Consider the following 19,082-nt stretch of genomic DNA (forward strand, 5'->3'; position numbering starts at 1 on the left):
ATTCGCAATGTTCAAGGCATCTCTCCCGCTCGGCCGCATCGCCGGGGTACGGATCTCGGCGCATTGGTCCGCGCTGGTCACCGTCGGGCTGTTCACCTGGATACTCGGGGTGTACCTGTCCGGGACCGGTAGCGCGGTCATCGTATGGACCACCGCCGCCGGCGGGGCGCTCGCGCTGATCGCCTGCCTGGTCGCGCACGAGCTCGCGCATTCGATTGTGGCGCGCCACAATGGCGTTCAGGTCCAGGGCATTGTGCTTTGGCTGCTGGGCGGGGTCTCCGAGCTCACCGACGAACCTCGGGACGCACGCGCCGATCTGAAGATCGCGCTCGCCGGACCGGGCACCAGCCTGCTGCTGGCCGCAGGCGCGGCACTGGGCGCGGGCGCGTCCGCGCTCATCTCGCCGGACGGTCCGGTCACGGCCATGCTGATCTGGCTCGCGACCGTCAATACCGTGCTGGCCGTATTCAATATGCTGCCCGGTGCGCCCCTGGACGGCGGACGCGTGCTGCGCGCACTGCTGTGGTGGCGCGGCGGCGACCGGCTGCGCGCGGCCAGTACCGCGGCTCGCAGCGGCCAGACCCTCGGCCTGGCCCTGATCCTGGCCGGTATCGCGGAGGTGATCCTGGTCGGCCAGTTCGGCGGTCTCTGGCTGGTGTTGCTGGGCTGGTTCCTGCGCTCGGCCGCACAGTCCGAATCGGTGCTTGCGGGATTGCGGCACAATCTGGGCGACACCCGGGTGCGCGAGGTCATGTCCACCGAACCGATGGCGGTCCCGGTCGACTGGTCCATTCCCAGCATGCTGGGCTCCGCGGCCGCGCAGACCAAGCACCGGGTGTTCCCGGTGGTCGATGCGGCCGGTCATCCGGGTGGTGTGCTCGCCTGGTCCGATCTGGCCGCGATTCCCGAACCGGCGCGCCCCTCGACCCGGCTCGGCGATATCGCCCGCCACGTGCCCGCGGCCGCGATCGCCGCACCGGACGATCTACTCGCCGATGTGGCCGCGCGAATCATCCTGCGCCCCAATCTCGATGCCGTCCTGGTGGTCGATGGGCGGTCGGCTCACCGGCATGCTCACCGCCACCGATCTGGTGCTGGCCTGCGACCGCTCCGCCCTCGGCCTCCCGATCGCCGTGTCCCGCAAGGCCGACCGATGACCACCGCACCCCGGCTCCGGGAGGAGCCGCAACCACTGTTCCACGATCGCCGCGAGGCGGGCCGGGTGCTGGCCGAACTACTCGCGCACTATCGCGGCGATCCGGACCTGATCGTCCTGGGTCTGGCCCGCGGCGGGGTGCCGGTGGCCTGGGAGGTCGCCGCCGCTCTCGACGCACCCCTGGACACCCTGATCGTGCGCAAGCTCGGTGCGCCCGGCAATCCGGAATTCGCCATCGGCGCACTCACGGATGGCGGACGTATCGTGCTCAATGACGATCTCGTGCGCGCAGCGCGCCGCCACCGAACTCACCCGAACCCAGGACGGCGACGCGCATTTCGACGCGCTGCGCAATGCCTGGTCCGTGCGCGATGCCGAGGCGTACTACCGCGCCATGTTCGGTGAGCGGGTCACGTCCTGGAATCTGCGCGACGAGCATATGGCCGACACCCTCGACGCCTTGGCCCGGCATCTGGACCGCCCCGGCGATCCAGCCCGAATCGTGGTGTGGGCGCACAACTCTCATATCGGCGATGCCCGGGCCACCGAAATGGCCGCCGAGGGACAGCTCTCGCTCGGACAGCTCATGCGGGAACGGCACGGAAAGCATTGCCGCACCCTCGGATTCACCACCAGCTCGGGCACCGTGACCGCGGCGAGCAGCTGGGGCGCGGATTCCGAACGCAAAACCGTCCGCCCGGCGCTGCCCAGCAGCATCGAGGAGTTGTTGCACGACACCGGCATTCCCGAACTCTTCCTACGCACCGACGCCTCGGACGAGGCCACCGCCGTATTGCGCACCCCACGGCTGGAGCGCGCCATCGGCGTCATCTACCAGCCGGCCACCGAACGACAGAGCCACTACTTCCACACCCGGGCGGCCGACCGCTACGACGCTGTCGTCCACATCGATCACACCACCGCCCTCGAGCCCCTCTCCCCCTCCAGCACCTGGATCGCGGGCAGCACACCGGAAACCTATCCGAGCGGCCTGTGACCGTCCCCGGCATTCGTCTGCCGCAGCCGTACTCGGGTCGGGTTGTCCGGACCATACCTAGATCGGGCAGCGCGCACGCGAATGCGCTGGTCGGTGCAACTACGTTGACCAGCGCTGATCGCTTGTGCTGCAAGCCTTTCCCGGCGGGCGCACGGCTAGGTGCCGATCGGCCTGCTGATCCCGCGCCATTCGGAATCCCACTGGGCATGGCGGCGCGCACCCAGCGCCAAGTCGACGGAGCAGACCACAGCGAGCCCGCACAGCGAGCTCAGCAGCAGGATCGCCACCGCGGCACCGATTCCGGAGCTCACCGCGGCCGCGGGCGGCCTCGGCGCGGTGGTCGGTTTCCCGTCCCGACCGAGCCATACCGGCAATGTCGACCCGATGGCGGCGGTGTCGGGCACGGTCACGGTCGCCTGGCCGGAGTCGCCGTCCCGGGTCCAGCGCACCGGCGCCTCCAGGTCTGCGGCGCGGTAGGGGCCGCTGTTCCCGGCGGCCACCGGCTTGTCCAGCACGGTCGCCGATACCTGTGTCTTGGCCGCGTTCTCGGACCGAATCTGTTCCAGCGCACCGGTATAGCGCGCGGTGCCGAAGGCTCCGGCGACCGGGACCATGGCCAGCATGATCACGATCACCAGCAGGCGCAGCGTGCCTTCGATGCGGTCCGAACTTCGCATCAGGGGATTGGAATTCCAGGGCGCCAACCGCCACATTCGGACGGGCAGTATCGGATTGCGCGACATCGCATGTCACCACTCTTTCTGAACAGAGTTATTCGGCGGAGTTCGGATCGAGCGCCGACAGTGGACGCACGACCTCGTTCAGGGAAAGCCGGGGGGTGGCGGGTACGGGGTCGGCACTGGTTGCGGCCCAGCCCATTCTGATGATCAGCTGCGGATGGCCGAAGCCGTCCAGCAGTTCGGTACGGATCCGCTGCCGCAGCCGCGGCAGTTCCAGTGGTTCGCTCAGCGGGCAGGTGGCCAGGCCGTGTGCGGTGGCGGTCAACAGCACCGCGCTGGCCGCCTCACCGGCCAGCAGCCGGTCCTCCTCGTAGTCGGATGCGGTGTATACCAACAGCATTCGCGCGGCCTCGTCGGTGTCGTGCACGATCGCCTCGGACAGTTCCGGATCGGCGAAGGGTCGCACCGTCGGGTCGGTGGCGAGCACCGCGGCGCGGGCGGGCACACCGTAGGGGGCGGCGTGGCGGCCGCTCCAGAACGCGAGCTCATTGTTGTAGGCGGCATCGTGCTCGTGGACCGCACGAGCCTCGGTGAAGGTTCGGAGCAGAAGAGTGCGCTGCTCCTCGGAATCGATATCCCGCACCTGCACGCCGGGCGCGGTGCCCGCGGCCACCATCGTCGCGATCTGACCCGCGGGCACCTCCCACGAGGTGAACCGGCGGCGGTCACTGCGTCGCGTTTCGATGGCACGCGCCAGGCGCTCGTCTTCGGCGGTAGCGGTGGCCCGGTGGAATTCGATCGCGGCCAGATGCCGCAGTTCGGCGTGGTTCGGCAGCCGATGAACCACCGTCTCCCAGCCGGCGGCGCGCATCGCGACCCGCAGATGGTGCAGCGCCGCGCCACAACTCACCAGCAGATCGCGGCGGTCGGGATCACTGTGCGGAAGGTGCCGGCTGTCGTCGGCGAACAGGTGCACCGTGGTGTCGCCTATTTCCCACCGCCACGGCTGGGTGCTGTGTACCGACGGCGCGCGCAGTGCCAGCATCAGCGCGGACCGAATGGTGTCGTGATCGGGGTGAGCGCTCGTCATCGCAGATTCTCCCAACATCTTTCGGGCCGGAACACGGACCTGTTGCCCGGAGTGGGCGGTATATCGAGCATCCCGTGCGTCACCCACCCACCCCAGAGACCAAGGTCACCCCCCGACCGGGCCGTGGGACCCCAGCTTCCCGCGCGGGCAGCCCGGTCAGGCGCCGGACGCGGGATCGGAGCGGGTTTCGCGACGAAACGCGGCCACCGCGGTCGGCAGCGTCGGGTACAGGCGGTCCGGACCGATCCGGTCGGCCAGTCCGGCGTCATCGAGGGCCACACGCAGGTCCTGCTTCACCCGCGCCATCGCGAAAACGATGTGCTGTGCGGCCAACTCGGCCCGCAACCGCTCCACCGCGTCCAGCGCGGTGAGATCCACCTCGACATTGGCCTCGGCGCTCAGCACGAACCACCGCACCGGTGCCGTCGCGCCCGCCACCCGCACCGCGTCCGCCGCACGCCGCCGGAAGTCCTCGGCATCGGCGAAGCACAGTGGCGCGTCGTAGCGGTAGATGACCAGGCCCGCAATGGGTTTCGCCACCGGATAGTCGTCGATATCGTGCATCCCGGCCAGCCCCGAGGATGGCGTCGTGCGCGCGGGCCACTCGGCGCGATAAATCCAGGATCGACAGCGCGATGGCGGTCAGCACCCCATACAGCACACCGAACACCAGCACCGCGGCGGTTGTACTCACCGCCAACACCAGCTCACTGCGGCGGAATCGCGCGATACGCCGGAATTCGGCGATATCGATCAGCCGTAGCGCCGCGTACACCACCAGCGCACCCAGCGCGGCCGACGGAAACGCGGCCAGCACCCCGCGCGCACCGAACAGCACCGCCAGCACCGCGACCAGGGTGACCAGCGAGTACAGCTGTGTTCGCGCGCCCGCCACATCGGCGATGGTGGTTCGGCTTCCGCTACAACTGACCGGAAAACCGTGTGACACACCGGCGGCGAGATTGGTCACGCCCAGCGCCGCCAATTCCTGATTGGCGTCGATCGTATTGCCGTGCCTGGTCGCGAATGCGCGTGCGGTGAGCACATTGTCGGACCGCGTACCGTCCCGGGTCGCCGCCCGCCAGCGGAGCCAGTGCCACCGCCGTCATCAGAGCGGTTGTCGACTCCGGTCCCACCGACAGCTGCCGCGAGGTGCCCAGAAAGATATAGACCGCCAGCGGTCCGAGCGCCGCCCAGACGCCCACCACCGGGGGCAGCCCCGCGACAGTCGCGTACGCCATGACCTGTGGCACCAGGTAGGCGGTGACGGTGAGACCCGCGAGTACATCGGGGCGGACCAAGGCCCGGTGATAGCCCCGGAACTGCTCCAGTCCCGGGAGCAATCGAATCGGATCCGCACTCATCGAATCCCGACACTACCTGGTGGCGGCATCGTGCCCCGGTAGCGAAAAACCGGTCAACCGGCGTGCGCGGACTCCTGGGCGGCCTGGCCCTCGGCGATATCGCCTGGAGTGAAGCGCATGCGCAGGACCACCAGGCCGGTGACTGCCGCGATGGCGGCGGAGCACAGGAAGGCGACGCCGTAGCCCATGGCCAGGGCGTGTACCTGGGAGTCGGAGGCGACCGCGGCCGGGTCGGTGGTGCCGCCCTCGGAACGGACGCGCGCCGAGACTGCCGCGCCGACCGCCACCAGACCCAGTGCGCCACCGAGACTCTGGGCCACCTGGGAGAGCGCGGTGAGCGGGCCGATATCTGCGGGCCGCACACCGGCGATGGACGACAGGGTCAGCGGGATCACGGCGAAGCCGAAGCCGAATCCGATGGTGATGGCGGCGATGACGATCACCGGAAAGTAGGCGGGCCGGGAATCGACAATAGTTGCCGCGTACACGCATCCCGCGAGAATGATCGCGCACGCGATAATCACGAGCCAGCGGGGCTGGACCCGCAGTGCCAGGCGGGAGGAGACGGTCGCGCCGACCGCCAGCGAAACCGCGAACGGCAGGACCGACATTCCGCTCTGCAAGGGTGAGTAGTGCAGTACGCCCTGCAGGAACATGGAGATGAAGACCGACAGGCACATCATGATCGCCCCGGAGAGGCCGACGGCAACCAGCGCGGCGACGCGATTCGGGTTGTGGAACAGCGTGAATGGGAGCAGCGGATTGGGGGCGCGCCGCTCGACCACAACAAATGCGGCCAGCAGTAGGACCGACGCGATCGCCGGAATTGTCACCAGCGGGCGGGTCGGACCATTGCCTGCCTCATTCAACGCGAATACCGCGAGGGTGACGCCGAAGGTGCCCAGAATCGCGCCCGGCACATCGAGCGCGGTCCGCTCCCCCGTCGATTCCCGCAGGTACACCAGCGCACCAGCGGTAACCAGCACACCGATCGGCACATTGATGAGAAACACCAGCCGCCAAGAGATTTCGGTCAGCACACCGCCCGCGATCAGTCCCGCCACCGACCCGGCCCCGGTAAGCGCGGCAAACACCGCGAACGCCTGACTCCGCGCCTTCCCCGGCGCATAGGTGGTCGCGACCAGCGCCATCGAGGTAGGCGCGGCAATAGCCGCCGCCATCCCCTGCAATGCCCGCGCCGCCACCAGAACCCCCGGATCCCAAGCGATCCCACACAGCAGCGAGCTGACCGTGAACATCCCCACCCCGAACGTGAACACCCGCTTGCGCCCGAACGTATCCCCCAACCGCCCGCACAGCAGCATCAGCCCACCCAGCGCCAGCACATAAGCGGTAACAATCCAACTACCCGCCGCCTCGGACAACCCCAAAGCTCGCCGAATATTAGGCAACGCCAACGCGACAACGGTCCCGTCCAACACCACCAACAGCTGCAAACCCCCGAGCACGAATATAGGTGCGCCCCATACCCGTTCCTGCCCAATGGTCGCGGACCCACCCGCGGAGACAATCATGAGAGCCGACCCTACCCAGCCCCACACACTCGCGGCAGTGCCCAGACCGACCGACCAACCCCCACCCGCCCACAGCCACCCGCCGAAAGGGCCACCACCGGACAATCACCCCCAAGCACTGCCCCGATGACTCGTCCGGCGCATTGCGGAGTGCGCGCTCGGACTGCCGCCGGCGAAGGGTTGGCGGGACTGCTCTTCGCGGCCTACTGCCTTTGGCGTGTACCTCTCACCAACGGCTGCCGAATCCATGACTCTCTGCTGGCCGTGCGCTGCCAGTCGGCGAGTTCAGCTGTGGGACAAGGGGGTTGGGTTCGTAAGCTGGGGGTTGGTCTAGGGGGTTGCGCGTGAAGCGGATGCTTATTCTGGTAATGGCGGTTCTTGCCGTTGTGTCGACTTTCGGCTATGCCGGGACGGCGGGGCACTACCCGCTGGTTGTCGCGATGGGGGTTGTCGCGAGTCTCTATCTGATCGACAAGCAGAACAAAGTTTGATTGGGGCGGTCAGGAGTTGGGGGCCTGGGGCCAGGTGTATTCGAGTTCTATGAGGTCGAAGCCCTGGTCGAAGTGGGCGGTGCGGCTGTCGGTGCGCTTGCCGCCGTGGCGTTCGTAGAAGGCTACGGCGGGGGTGTTCGCTTCCAGGACTTCGAGATACAGGGTGTGGCCGGGGTGTTCGGTGTGGGTCCAGTGCTGGGCGTGGCGGAGTAGTCGGGTGCCGAGGCCGCGGCGTTTGGCGGTGGGGTGGACATGGAGGTTGTCCAGCAGGATACGGCCGTCGGGGTTGGGGGTCAGGTATACGAATCCGAGCAGTTCGGATTCCTCCTGGGCCGTGAACAGCGCCGCGCCGGGGGTGGGTGTCGTCAGGCGGAATTGCCAAATGGCAAGGCGCTCTTCGTATAGCGGCCCATCGAGATACTCGGCGGGCATGATCCCGGCGTACGAGGTACGCCAACTCTCGGTGTGCAGCGCCGCGACCGCGGGCGCATCCGCGAGTAATCCACTCCTGATCTCCATTGCGCGCATCATCTCATGTCAGGACGCACAGCTCGATCATCGGAGTGACTCGACACTCCGTCGAAGTCGCGGGTCGATAGCCACAGTCGGACGGAAAGGATACTCGGGAGCGGATTCCGCCGCGTTCACCGCGCGCTGATAACCGGATTCCGGGTGAGGCCGGGTAATAATCCAGGGATGCGCAAGGTGTCGATGTGCCTGATCATCCTCTCCATCGCGATAGCCGCACTGATGCCAGCAGTGGCGGCGGCTGATCCCGGGGGTGGGCCTGCGATTGTGGATGTTCGGCCGCTCGGTGGGCGTCAATACGAGTACACGGTGTATTCGGCGGCGATGAATCGGACTGTGCCGGTGTGGGTTTCGCATCCGGAGGGGTCCGCGCCCGCGTTGTATCTGCTCAATGCGATCGACGGGGGTGAGACCGGTGGGCCGTGGACCAACCGGACCGATGCGGCGCAGTTCTTCGCGGATAAGCCGGTGAATGTGATCCAGCCGATCGGGGGCCGGGGGTCGATGTACACCGATTGGGCGGTCGATGATCCGGCGCTCGGCCGAAACAAGTGGTCCACTTTTCTGCTCGACGAACTGCCGGCGGTACTGGGTCCGCGGTTGGGGCTGACCGGTCGCAATGCGGTTGCGGGAACGTCGATGTCGGCGGAGTCGGCGCTGGCGCTCGCATTGCGGGCACCGGGGCGGTATCAGGCGGTGGGGGCGTTCAGCGGGTGCCCGCGGACCGATGACGCGTTCGCTCGCGCGCTGGTGCGGTCGGAGCTACAGCTGTTCGGGGCGAACGCGGACAATATGTGGCCACCGGATGATCCCGCTTGGATCGCGAATGACGCGGTCGTCAATGCCGAGCGGTTGCGCGGTGTGGCGCTCTACATTTCGGCGGGCAACGGCCTTCCGGGCGTGCACGATACGCCGGACGATTATTCGATTGCGGGTGACATCCCCCGGCTGGCCGACCGGCTCGCGATCGGTGGCGCCATGGAGACCGCGGTGCACGATTGCACCCTATCGCTGACCGATCGGCTCGCCGCGCTCGGAATCCCCGCCACCACGGTCTATCGCGATGGCACCCATGCCTGGCCGTACTGGCAGGACGACCTGCACGACTCCTGGCCGGTGTTCGCCGCGGCACTCGGGGTGTAGTCGGCCAGATGCCTCAGTGCTGGTCGAAGGTTCGCAGCAGCTCCTCGGCAGCCAGTGCCGGGGTCAGGGAACCCTCTCGAACCTGCGATTCCACCTGTGCGCGAACGGATTTGACGTTCGGATTGTCCGCGAGCCGGCGCAGCAGCGCGTCGTGAACCATGGTCCACGTCCAGTCGATCTGCTGACGGCGGCGCTTCTCCGCGAATTCGCCCGCCTCGGTGAGGACCTTGCGATGGGTCAGCACCGTATCCCAGAACTTGTCCAGGCCGACACCATTGAGCCCGCTCATGGTGATAACCGGTGGGTGCCACAGGGAATCACGCGGGTGGATGAGGCGCATGGCCCCGGCCAGCTCCCGCGCCGCCGCCTTGGCTTCGAGTTCGTGTTTGCCATCGGCCTTGTTGACCGCGACCAGGTCGGCGAGCTCGAGGACGCCTTTCTTGATGCCCTGCAACTGATCTCCCGTGCGGGCCAGCGTCAGGAAGCAGAAGACATCGACCATATTGGCGACCGTCACCTCCGACTGACCGACGCCGACGGTCTCGACCAGGATTACGTCGTAGCCCGCGGCTTCCAGCAGCACGATGGTTTCGCGGGTCGCCTTGGCCACGCCACCGAGGGTGCCCGCGGTGGGCGAGGGCCGGATGAAGGCATTGCGCTCCACCGAAAGCCGGGCCATACGGGTCTTGTCGCCCAGGATGGAACCACCGGTCCGCGTCGACGACGGGTCCACCGCCAAGACCGCCACCCGATGCCCCTGTTCGATCAGGGACATGCCGAGGGAGTCGATGAACGTCGACTTGCCGACGCCCGGAACACCGGTGATACCAACACGATTGGAGATCACCGCATCGGTCGCCGGAGTCAGGCGCAGCAGTAGTTGCTGCGCCAGTTCGCGATGATCACCGCGCGTGGATTCGACCAGGGTGATGGCGCGGGCCAGTCCGGCCCGCTCCCCCGCACGCACGGAGGCCGCGAGTTGGTCGACATCGATCGTCCGTTTCGCAGCCGGCGCTACGGGCAGTGGTGCGCCCGTACTACCCACTCCTGCGGTGGTGCCCAGCCGCGGGTGGGAATCACCCGCGGCTGAACGCACGGCGTCGCTCATTCGGCCGCGCCGGTACCGATCTCATGGCCCAGCGAATCGGCCAGCTTCTTGATCAGATCGATTGCGGCGTCGGCGATTACGGTGCCGGGTGCGAAGATCGCGGCCGCACCGGCCTCGTACAGCTCGGCGAAATCACCGGGCGGGATGACGCCACCGACGACGACCATGATGTCGGAGCGACCGACATCGGCCAGTGCCTGCCGCAGCGCGGGCACCAGCGTGAGGTGACCTGCCGCCAGCGAGGAGACACCGACAATGTGCACGTCATTGTCGGCGGCCTGCTGGGCCACCTCTTCGGGGGTCTGGAACAGCGGACCCACATCGACGTCCATACCGAGGTCGGCGAAGGCGGTGGCGATCACCTTCTGGCCGCGGTCATGTCCGTCCTGCCCCATCTTGCAGACCAGGATGCGGGGGCGGCGGCCCTCTGCTTCGGCGAATTCGTCGACGAGTTCGATGGCCTTGCTGATATTGCTCACCTTGCCGGCCTCCTCGCGGTAAACACCGGAGAGCGTACGGATTTCGGCCTGATGGCGGCCGTACACCTTCTCCAGCGCGTCGGAGATCTCACCGACGGTGGCCTTGGCGCGGGCGGCGGCGATGGCCAGGGCCATCAGGTTGTTCTCCATGCCGCCTTCGGAAGAGGCTGCGGCACGGGTCAATTCGGCCAGCGCCCGCTCGCATTCGACGGTGTCCCGCTCAGCACGCAGGCGGACGAGCTTCTCGTTCTGCTCGACGCGCACGCGCGAGTTCTCGACCTTGAGGACCTCGATCTCCTGGTCCTCCACCGCCTGATACTTGTTGACGCCGATCACGGCCTGCTGGCCGGTATCGATACGCGCCTGGGTGCGGGCGGCGGCCTCTTCGATGCGCAGCTTCGGAATGCCTTCCGAAATCGCCTGTGCCATACCGCCGTGCGCCTCCACCTCGGCGATATGGGCGCGAGCCCGCTCGGCGAGCTGATGGGTCAGCCACTCGACGTAGTAGGAGCCACCCCACGGGTCGATCGGGCGCGTGGTGTTGGACTCCTGCTGAATCAGCAGCTGGGTGTTGCGCGCGATCCGAGCGGAGAAGTCCGTCGGCAGCGCGAGGGCCTCATCGAGGGCGTTGGTGTGCAGCGACTGGGTGTGCCCCTGTGTGGCGGCCATGGCCTCCACACAGGTGCGCGGCACATTGTTGAACACGTCCTGCGCGGTCAGCGACCAGCCCGACGTCTGCGAATGTGTGCGCAGGGACAACGATTTCGCGTTCTTGGGCTCGAACTTGGCGACGAGCTCACTCCAGAGCAGTCGTCCCGCACGGAGTTTGGCGACCTCCATGAAGAAGTTCATGCCGATGGCCCAGAAGAACGACAGTCGCGGTGCGAACTTGTCGACCTCCATGCCCGCGTCGATACCGGCGCGCAGGTACTCCACGCCATCGGCGAGGGTGTACGCCAACTCCAGGTCGGCGGTGGCTCCGGCTTCCTGAATGTGGTAGCCGGAGATGGAGATCGAGTTGAACTTCGGCATCTTGGCGGAGGTGTACGCGAAGATGTCGGAGATGATCCGCATGGAGGGCTTGGGCGGATAGATGTAGGTGTTGCGGACCATGAACTCTTTCAGAATGTCGTTCTGAATGGTTCCGGCCAGCTGTTCGGGCTTGACGCCCTGTTCTTCGGCGGCGACGACGTACAGCGCCAGAATCGGCAGCACCGCGCCGTTCATGGTCATCGATACCGAAACCTGGTCCAGCGGAATCTGATCGAACAGTTCCCGCATATCCAGGATGGAGTCGATGGCGACACCGGCCATACCGACGTCACCGGTGACGCGCGGGTGATCGGAGTCGTAACCGCGATGCGTCGCCAGGTCGAACGCGACCGACAGACCCTTCTGACCCGAGGCCAGGTTGCGCCGGTAGAAGGCGTTCGAGTCCGCGGCGGTGGAGAAGCCCGCGTACTGGCGAATCGTCCACGGCTGGTTCACGTACATGGTCGGGTAGGGACCACGCAGGAACGGCTGCACGCCCGGCACCGTGTCGAGCGGATACCCTTCGGCCACAATGGCATCGCGGTCCGCCTTGGTGAATACCGGTGGTACGTCGATACCTTCGGGCGTCGCCCAGGTGAGCTGTTCCGGCGCATAGTGATTCGCCGCCGCGGCCGCGGCCACGAACTCCTCGACCTGCGCCGCCTCGACGGGCGCGGTCTCGGGCTCCCCGAGCGGAACCTCGGCGAAATTGCCGATCAGATGCTTGATATCGCTCATCTCTATGCTCCCAGCTTCTCCAGCAGGCCGGACAGCGCCGTCACCGCATCCATTCGCGCTGTCAGGAATCCGTCCGGACGCTGTGCGCCGGTCAGGTCGGCGACCGCCTTCTCCGCTCCGGCGAGCAGGACGGTGGTCACGCCGGCCGCGCGCAGGGCGTCGGCGGCCGCACCGGCCTCGGCGCCGTAGCGGGCGTCCGAACCACACAGCACCGCCACGCTCACACCGGATTCGGTTGCCGCGGCACCGATTCCGTCGAAGGCCAGCGCACCCGGGTTGATCGGTTCGATACCGCCGGAGGCCAGCACGTTCGCGGTGAAGGTGATCCGTACATTGTTCTCCGATACCGGGCCCAGCGGCACCAGCAGCGCCTTGGGGCGCGCGCCATTGGCGGCGAGGTAGGCATCGGAGCGATTGCGCAGTGCTTCGAAGGCCGCGCCGTAGCGGGCGATCGGGCTGGTCGCGCGGGCCGCCTCGGACAGCGGCTCCTCGCCCAGGTTCGGGAATTCGTTGACGCCGGTGACGGCCGACTTGCGGTGCGCCACATCGGAATCGCGCTTGACGCGGGTCTCCTCGATGCGCTCGGCGAGCAGTCCCGCCTGCAGTGCGGCGAGGTATCCGCCCGCGCGCTCGATCTCCTGCATGAACTCCCATGCCTTGGCGGCGAGTTCATCGGTGAGCGATTCGACATACCAGGAACCGGCGCTCGGGTCCTGCACGTGACCCAGGTGCGACTCCTCCAGGAGCAGCAGCTGGGTATTGCGGGCCATGCGCTCGGTGAACGCCTGCGACACACCGAGTTCCCCGGCGGGCAGGGCGTCGTCGAAGGGCAGCACGGTGACGACATCCGCGCCACCGACACCGGCGCCGAAGGCGGCGAGGGTGGTGCGCAGCATGTTCACCCACGGATCACGCTGGGTCATCATAGCGGCGGAGGTGACAGCCTCCTGCGGTGCGTTGCCGTAGTCGGGGGCACCGACCACGTGTGCGACGCGCGCCCAAAGACGGCGGGCCGCACGGAATTTGGCGATCGATTCGAACTGGTCGTCGGTGGCCGCGAAGCGGAATCCCAACTGGTCCAGCGCATCGGCGATATCGGCCCCGGCGTCGGTGAGCGCGCGCAGGTACTCCAGACCTGCGGCGATGGCCGCGCCGAGTTCCTGTGCGGCGGAGGCGCCGGCGTTGTGGAATGCGATGCCGCACACGGTGATCGCGCGAATGCTCTCCGGCCGCGCGACGGCCTGCTGCGCGAGCGCGACGGCTCCGTCCAGGTCGATGGCGGAGGAGCCGGCGAACAGGCTCGTCAGCGGGGTTGCGCCGAGCGAGGCCCGGATTCCGGTGCGGTCGGCGACCTCATAGCCGTCGAGTACCGAAAACAGTTGGGCCGCAGCCTCTGCCGCGGCGGGCCCGGCATCCAGGGCCAGCGGGGCCAGCTCGAACAGCAGGCCGTTCAGGGCCGCGGGCAGCTGATCCACCGGCACACCGCGGTCGGCGACACCCAACCAGACAGCACTCACACCGTTTTCCAGCGCATCCAGGATCTGCAGGTTTACAGTGGCCCCGTCCGGTCCGCCGAACCGCTGGCTGACGAACCAGCCGCGGTGCACATCACGGGTGGCGTCACCGCCACGCACGAACGGGAAGGCGCCCGGCAGCGGCTGCTCGGGCAGCTCATCGCGACGCGTGTAGAGGGGGTTGACGGTCAGGCCGTCATATGTGGTGACCGCGAGCAGCTTCTCCGGTTCGTCCGGAAGCTCCGAGACCTCGACCCTGCGGGCCTTGGCGAGCACTCCGGCAACACCCTTGCGCCAGGCGGCGTACCCGGGCACCGGATCGGTGTCCGGGTCTGAAGCAATCGGCATAGCTGCTGTTCCTTCTTCCACTCACTGACCAAACGACCGGTTTGCACTACATCCGCACTGCTCAAGGGCCATTTCAGTTAACGAGCATTCCTCGTCTTTACCCTGATGCTAGCGGGACGATTGTGATTCCCGTCCATTGGCTCTCACTACCCGCCGGTAACCTGGCACCGCGCCAACAACTGCCCCTCGACCTGACGAACCGGAGTCCGGGCAGGTCAACGGGGACACTCGTGCGCTTCCCGCCCTTCCGGAAATACTCTGCGCCGCCACCGAAACGCGCAATCACGTTCCCACAGACCAGGATGCGGCCGACACCACGCGCCGACAGCGGCTCGCCGCGCGCACCCGCGAGTACGTCGCGAAGACGTCCACGCCGGCCTCGCAGAGGTAGATCGCGAAGGAATCCCGGCCCTCTTCCCCGAGGTAGGTCGCGATGCGGTTCCCTTCGATACCGGCGGAGTCGGTAAAGTCCGGGGCTGAAACGCAGGTTGTGCACGAGGAGGTCGGCGGCATTCGCGAAAGACTGGGCGGGATTGCCGGACTACTCGGCCGACTTCGCCAACCTCGGGTGCTGGCGGCGCTGCTCGGACTCGCGCTGTTGTTCGGACTGGCCACCTTCGCCCCGCATCCGGCACCACAGCAGATCAGGGATTGGGCGGATTCGGTCGGCCCGCTGCTCCCGCTGGTGTTCTTCGCGGTGCACACCCTCGTCTGTATCGTGCCATTTCCCCGCACCATCTTCACCTTGAGCGCGGGCATGCTGTTCGGCCCGATCGAGGGCCTGGGAATCGCCGTCGGCGCAACCACATTGAGCGCGGTACTGGCACTGCTGCTGGTGCGCGCACTCGACCAGGATCGGGTACGCGCCCGATTGACCCACCCCGCGGTCCGGGCGGTGGACGCACGGCTGGCCCGGCGCGGCTGGCTGGCCATCGGATCACTGCGGCTCATCGCCTTCGCGCCATTCTCTGTCGTCAACTACTGCGCCGGCCTGTCCTCGGTCCGAATGAAGCCCTACCTGGCCGCGACCTTCCTGGGCATTCTGCCCGGCACCATCGGAACGGTCCTGCTCGGCGACGCACTCACCGGCAAAACCTCCCCGGGCCAATTGATCCTCACCGCAGCCGGTTTGGCGGTCGGTGTGCTGGGACTGATTATCGATGCCCGGGTCGCGGTGCCGGAGCCGGAGGTTACGCCGGAGCCGGTGTAGAACCGTCCGAGGCTGAGCCGCCCGAGACATCGGTGCCGTCCTCGACCGGGTGCAGGGGCCAGCGGTCGAGGCGGCGCAGCGGTCGCACACCGCGACGCATCGATCCGGATGGCGAGCGCAATGCGGTGGCGGCGCGATCCGAATACGCCTGCGCGAACCGCGCGCTCGGATACAGCTCGCGGGCGTGCGCCAGCCATCCGGTGGCCTGGCGCAGCACCTCATCGGCCCGGCCGTCGCCCGACGGGTCGAGGAGGTACGCGCCGAGCGCCGGGTCGAGTACCGCGGCCGAGCCCAGGTGTTGCAGGCAGCGGGCGATGCCGAGGGGATCGTCGAGATCGCGCCACTCCCCCAGGGCCGCTTGCCAACAGCGCAGCGCCTGGCGGGGTGCGCCCGCCGCCCAGTCGAGGACGCCGAACACCTCGTGCACATGTGCCAGCCCGGCCGGATCGTGTCCGCCCGTGGCGAGGGTTTCGGCCAGTTCGAGCCGATCGCGGGCGGCGGCGAGGCGGCCTTGCCGCAGATGTACGAGCGCCAGATTCAGCAGCGCGCACACCTCCCCGGCCGTGTCCTCGCGCGGCAATCGCCACCAGGCGGCCTCCAGTGCGGTGGCGATTCGATCCAATTGCGGTGTGGTGGAGTCCAGTTCGGCCAGTGCCCAGCGGTGACCGGCGCGGGCGCGCAGGTTCGTCAGCAGGGGGCGCGGCCGAATGTGGTGCGGCGGGGTGTAAGCCGGATCCTTGCGAATCCGGGCGAGCTCCCCGATTCCCGGAAACCTGCCCGACCCCGAACCGCCCCGCCTCGCGGTTCGCCGCCACAAAGCCAGCGTCCATCGCACCGGGGGCGCTGCCCATCGCCGCAGAGTCGGTGCCCTGCGTCCGAGGGTGCGCATCCACCGCCTGAGCGTCGGCACCCAGCGCCGTGCCGCGGGTGTGCCGCGCCGCGAAGCCGAGACTATCCGGTCCATGACGGTGGCCATTCCGGTGTCGTTCTCGCCCTTACCGATTCGCGCGTACCAGGAGTCCAGGGCGTCGGCCAGGGTCGCCAGCTGCGGGACTGCCACCCGCACCCGGGTCAGTTCGGGGATGCCCGCGGAGTTGTCGAGGATTGCGCGTAGTCGGGGTTCCTCGGCCCGGAACCAGCGCTGCGCGGCGGCGGAGTCGGCCGAATCATCCAATGCCGCAGCCCATCCCGCCGCGTGTTCGGCGCGACGGCACAGTAGTTCGTAGCAGGCGGCCCGCCATTGCGGGAGTGCGCGCACCTCGGCGGCACCGGGCGCGACGGGAACGGCGGCCACTCGGCACCTGCCCGGAGTGATCGCCATCAGCACGCCCCGGCGCACCAGCTCCGCGAATAATGCCGTGGCGGTTTCCGTTTCGTACTCGGGCGCGGCGGATCCGGTGGGCAGACGGGCTCGAGCCGTTGCCATCGCACCCAGTACATGCAGCGCAATCCCGATTTCGAAATCGCGCACGGGTAATTCGCGCAGGACGGCGGCCTCCCGATAGCCATCGAGGGCCGCGTCCGCGACGGGCTCGACGGGCGCGGGCCACGGACCGCCCGATTCGGGCAGCTGCACCGGTTTCACCCGCCGCTGCGCTCCGACCTCCGCCGTGGCGCGAAAGACGAGGATCAAACCGCCGATCACGAACAGCGGCATGACCACCCAGCCGAGCACTCCCGACAGCAGCGTCACCACGAGATTGGCTTTGAACGCGTCGGTGATCGAGACGCGGGTCAGCTCACCGATCAGACCGGAGCCCGCCACCACCGTGCCGCCCAGAATGCGTTGCAGCACCCCGGATTTCGGGGTCGAGATGACATTGGCATCGGGATCGCCGGGACTCATCGCACCGCTCCCCCGGTGAGTCCCGGCACCAGCCAGCGCCGCCAGAACAGCAGCAGCAGTGTCACCGGCACAATGGCCGAGACCAGCGCACCGGCCGCCAATTGCGCCGAGTTCTGCTCGAACTGGCGGGTGTCGCCCCACAGCAGCAGTGACCAGGGGCTCGCGCCCGCACCGCTGATCAGCAATCCGATGAAGAAGTCGTTCCACACCTGAATGAACTCGAGTACCGCGACCGCGCCCAGGGCCGGGCGCACCGCGCGCAGTACCCGCCCGGCGACCACGCGCGGTGGGGCCAGGCCGTACAGCGCGTCGGCGGCCGGGGTGTAGGCGGGCGCGAGCAGCGCACCGCGCAGAATGAGAATCGCGATGGGTAGTCCGGCCGCCGCGTGCGTGAAGATCAACGGCACCCGGGTGCCCGCGAAACCCCACGCATTGATCACATCGTGCAGCGGACCCAGATACATCTGCGCGGGCAGCACGGTGAGAATCACCAAGCAGGGCACCACGATTCGCGCACCGGCACCCGCGCGCACGGCGGCCAGCCGGTGCGCCACCGGCACCGCGACCAGCAGCACGATCAAGGTGGCGAGCAGGGCGACACCCGCGCTGGTGGCGAGCGCCCGCCGGAGCGCACCGTCCTGGCCGATGGTGCGGAGTTCATCGTGGACCGCGCGGCCGGAGCTGCCGAGCGCCTGCCACACCAGCATGCCGATCGGGACCAGCGACAGGCCCGTGAACAGCACCACGACCACGGCCTGACCGAGACTCGTTCGCTCCCTGCCGGTTTCGGGTTGCCGAGCGATCACCGCCGACCAGCTCATCCGATGCCCGCGAATCCCCGCCTGCGCCCACAGCGCGGCCAGACCGAGCACCACCGCCAGCGGCAGGGCGTAGGCCGCGGCCTCACCGCACCACGGCCCGCACGCCGTGGAGGTGCGCCACCAGTACACGGTCGCACTGTCGATCTGATACTGCATGGACCGCAGCACCGCCGCCAGAATGGCATCGAACACCCGCGCGGCCGCCACCCCGACCACCAGAAACGCGATCAACCAGACCGGCTGCACCAGGCGCAGCAGGCGAATCGCGAAGTGCGGCTCGGTGTTATCGTAGAGCGCTCCGGCCCGCACCGGATCGGCGTCGATGGCGCGCAGGGCGGCGCGGAACAGACCGGTGAGCAGGCCCATCCAGGTCCAGGCGAAGGCCAGCAGCAGCATGACTCCGAAGGCGATGCGGTAGACGACCACACCGCCGAGTTCCCGATCCCCGGTCACCCGGTCGAAGAGTAGGCGCAGCGCGATCCCCGAGGTGAAGGCCGAGATACCGAAGGGCAGGATCAGCGGCCGCCAGGTCCAGCGAAACCGTCGAGTGATCCAGGCCAGACCCAATGCGAACAGCACCAGCACGGCGGCGTAGCCCACCCAGCCGATGGTGAGCAGGTACGCGCGCAGCCCGTCCGGGGTGAGGCCGCGGCCGATCATTCCCAGGCCCACCGCGCCCGCGCCGAGCGCCCAGAGGACCGCACAGAGGTGGAATGCCGGTGCGGGCCAACCGAAATGGTCGATCACCTGACGCGCGACGGCCAGTGGAATCGTGGCCAGGACCAGCAATCCGCAACCCGCCGTGATTCCGGGCCGGGCACCGGCCGCGAACCAGATGGTGGCCAGGGCGGGGGCGACCACGAAGATCGTGATCAAGCCGAGCGCGGGTAGGAGTATGACAACCCCGATCCATTTGCGGGGATGGCGTCCGGGGATCAGCGGGCCGGAGAGTCGGCGCGGGGCCAGCTCCAGATCGAGTCCGTGCGAATGCAGTGCGTCCAT

Annotated in this window: 13 protein-coding genes and 2 pseudogenes; 5 read left to right on the forward strand and 10 right to left on the reverse strand. The window is 68.0% G+C overall.

All coding sequences use genetic code 11. The features are described 5' to 3' along the window. Positions 1-7: 7 nt before the first annotated feature. Both GFY24_RS43920 and GFY24_RS35305 read left to right on the forward strand, forming a co-directional pair. On the forward strand, positions 8-1,561 hold the full coding sequence (locus tag GFY24_RS43920; protein WP_375336148.1) for a site-2 protease family protein: 1,554 nt from the start codon (positions 8-10) through the stop codon (positions 1,559-1,561). After that, positions 1,446-2,153, forward strand: a pseudogene (locus tag GFY24_RS35305) (erythromycin esterase family protein); the annotation flags it as partial. The gene GFY24_RS43920 and the pseudogene GFY24_RS35305, both read left to right, overlap by 116 nt. Before the next feature lie 155 nt (positions 2,154-2,308). Here the strand turns inward: GFY24_RS35305 and GFY24_RS35310 are convergent. The 4 genes and pseudogenes from GFY24_RS35310 to GFY24_RS35325 all read right to left on the reverse strand — a co-directional run bounded on the left by GFY24_RS35310 (position 2,309) and on the right by GFY24_RS35325 (position 6,822). After that, positions 2,309-2,830, reverse strand: coding sequence for a hypothetical protein (locus GFY24_RS35310; RefSeq protein ID WP_153809455.1), 522 nt, complete (start codon positions 2,828-2,830; stop codon positions 2,309-2,311). A 94-nt stretch (positions 2,831-2,924) separates the two neighbouring features. After that, positions 2,925-3,923, reverse strand: coding sequence for an Acg family FMN-binding oxidoreductase (locus GFY24_RS35315; RefSeq protein WP_153809456.1), 999 nt, complete (start codon positions 3,921-3,923; stop codon positions 2,925-2,927). A gap of 156 nt (positions 3,924-4,079) precedes the next feature. Continuing rightward, positions 4,080-5,287: pseudogene (locus tag GFY24_RS35320) on the reverse strand (SulP family inorganic anion transporter). 53 nt (positions 5,288-5,340) lie between these two features. Further along, positions 5,341-6,822, reverse strand: coding sequence for an MFS transporter (locus GFY24_RS35325; protein ID WP_153809457.1), 1,482 nt, complete (start codon positions 6,820-6,822; stop codon positions 5,341-5,343). Positions 6,823-7,166: 344 nt separating this feature from the next. Here GFY24_RS35325 and GFY24_RS35330 point away from each other — a divergent pair, with 344 nt between their 5' ends. Beyond that, complete coding sequence (locus tag GFY24_RS35330; protein ID WP_153809458.1) at positions 7,167-7,313, forward strand: hypothetical protein; 147 nt, start codon at positions 7,167-7,169, stop codon at positions 7,311-7,313. Positions 7,314-7,322: 9 nt separating this feature from the next. Here the strand turns inward: GFY24_RS35330 and GFY24_RS35335 are convergent, their stop codons facing one another. Then, positions 7,323-7,832 (reverse strand): GNAT family N-acetyltransferase, encoded by a 510-nt coding sequence (locus tag GFY24_RS35335; RefSeq protein WP_153809459.1) that lies wholly within the window; start codon positions 7,830-7,832, stop codon positions 7,323-7,325. 177 nt (positions 7,833-8,009) lie between these two features. On the opposite strand from GFY24_RS35335, the gene GFY24_RS35340 reads away from it, so the two are divergent. After that, positions 8,010-8,984, forward strand: coding sequence for an alpha/beta hydrolase family protein (locus GFY24_RS35340; protein ID WP_153809460.1), 975 nt, complete (start codon positions 8,010-8,012; stop codon positions 8,982-8,984). Between the two features lie 13 nt (positions 8,985-8,997). Here the strand turns inward: GFY24_RS35340 and meaB are convergent, their stop codons facing one another. The 3 genes from meaB to mutA are packed head-to-tail and all read right to left on the reverse strand — an operon-like array spanning position 8,998 to position 14,203. Next, complete coding sequence (gene meaB, locus GFY24_RS35345; protein WP_153809461.1) at positions 8,998-10,092, reverse strand: methylmalonyl Co-A mutase-associated GTPase MeaB; 1,095 nt, start codon at positions 10,090-10,092, stop codon at positions 8,998-9,000. Further along, the gene (gene scpA, locus GFY24_RS35350) at positions 10,089-12,341 is read right to left on the reverse strand and encodes a methylmalonyl-CoA mutase (protein ID WP_153809462.1); all 2,253 of its coding nucleotides are present in this window, start codon (positions 12,339-12,341) and stop codon (positions 10,089-10,091) included. The genes meaB and scpA overlap by 4 nt, the downstream gene beginning before the upstream one ends. Positions 12,342-12,343: 2 nt before the next feature. Then, complete coding sequence (gene mutA, locus GFY24_RS35355; RefSeq protein WP_153809463.1) at positions 12,344-14,203, reverse strand: methylmalonyl-CoA mutase small subunit; 1,860 nt, start codon at positions 14,201-14,203, stop codon at positions 12,344-12,346. Positions 14,204-14,771: 568 nt separating this feature from the next. Between mutA and GFY24_RS35360 the strand changes: the two genes are divergently transcribed. Next, entirely contained in the window at positions 14,772-15,413 is a 642-nt protein-coding gene (locus GFY24_RS35360; protein WP_375336150.1) for a TVP38/TMEM64 family protein, read from the forward strand. On the opposite strand, the gene GFY24_RS35365 is transcribed toward GFY24_RS35360, so the two are convergent. Together GFY24_RS35365 and GFY24_RS35370 are read right to left on the reverse strand one after the other, a co-directional pair. Continuing rightward, positions 15,394-17,259 (reverse strand): tetratricopeptide repeat protein, encoded by a 1,866-nt coding sequence (locus GFY24_RS35365; RefSeq protein WP_153809465.1) that lies wholly within the window; start codon positions 17,257-17,259, stop codon positions 15,394-15,396. The two genes, GFY24_RS35360 and GFY24_RS35365, sit on opposite strands and share 20 nt — an antisense overlap. Then, positions 17,256-19,082 carry a hypothetical protein gene (locus GFY24_RS35370; RefSeq protein ID WP_153809466.1) on the reverse strand — a complete coding sequence of 609 codons (1,827 nt, stop codon included), beginning with the start codon at positions 19,080-19,082 and terminating at the stop codon, positions 17,256-17,258. The genes GFY24_RS35365 and GFY24_RS35370 overlap by 4 nt, the downstream gene beginning before the upstream one ends.

The sequence above is a fragment of the Nocardia sp. SYP-A9097 genome, assembly GCF_009649815.1.
In the GTDB taxonomy this organism is placed as follows: Bacteria; Actinomycetota; Actinomycetes; order Mycobacteriales; family Mycobacteriaceae; genus Nocardia.

What these genes read in the sequence shown, in the direction of transcription:
- GFY24_RS35365 (WP_153809465.1), bottom strand. Translation starts at nt 17,259, where the DNA reads ATGAGTCCCGGCGATCCCGATGCCAATGTCATCTCGACCCCGAAATCC.
- scpA (WP_153809462.1), bottom strand. Translation starts at nt 12,341, where the DNA reads ATGAGCGATATCAAGCATCTGATCGGCAATTTCGCCGAGGTTCCGCTC.
- GFY24_RS35310 (WP_153809455.1), bottom strand. Translation starts at nt 2,830, where the DNA reads ATGCGAAGTTCGGACCGCATCGAAGGCACGCTGCGCCTGCTGGTGATC.
- GFY24_RS43920 (WP_375336148.1), top strand. Translation starts at nt 8, where the DNA reads ATGTTCAAGGCATCTCTCCCGCTCGGCCGCATCGCCGGGGTACGGATC.
- GFY24_RS35325 (WP_153809457.1), bottom strand. Translation starts at nt 6,822, where the DNA reads ATGATTGTCTCCGCGGGTGGGTCCGCGACCATTGGGCAGGAACGGGTA.
- meaB (WP_153809461.1), bottom strand. Translation starts at nt 10,092, where the DNA reads ATGAGCGACGCCGTGCGTTCAGCCGCGGGTGATTCCCACCCGCGGCTG.
- GFY24_RS35340 (WP_153809460.1), top strand. Translation starts at nt 8,010, where the DNA reads ATGCGCAAGGTGTCGATGTGCCTGATCATCCTCTCCATCGCGATAGCC.
- mutA (WP_153809463.1), bottom strand. Translation starts at nt 14,203, where the DNA reads ATGCCGATTGCTTCAGACCCGGACACCGATCCGGTGCCCGGGTACGCC.
- GFY24_RS35315 (WP_153809456.1), bottom strand. Translation starts at nt 3,923, where the DNA reads ATGACGAGCGCTCACCCCGATCACGACACCATTCGGTCCGCGCTGATG.
- GFY24_RS35370 (WP_153809466.1), bottom strand. Translation starts at nt 19,082, where the DNA reads ATGGACGCACTGCATTCGCACGGACTCGATCTGGAGCTGGCCCCGCGC.
- GFY24_RS35335 (WP_153809459.1), bottom strand. Translation starts at nt 7,832, where the DNA reads ATGGAGATCAGGAGTGGATTACTCGCGGATGCGCCCGCGGTCGCGGCG.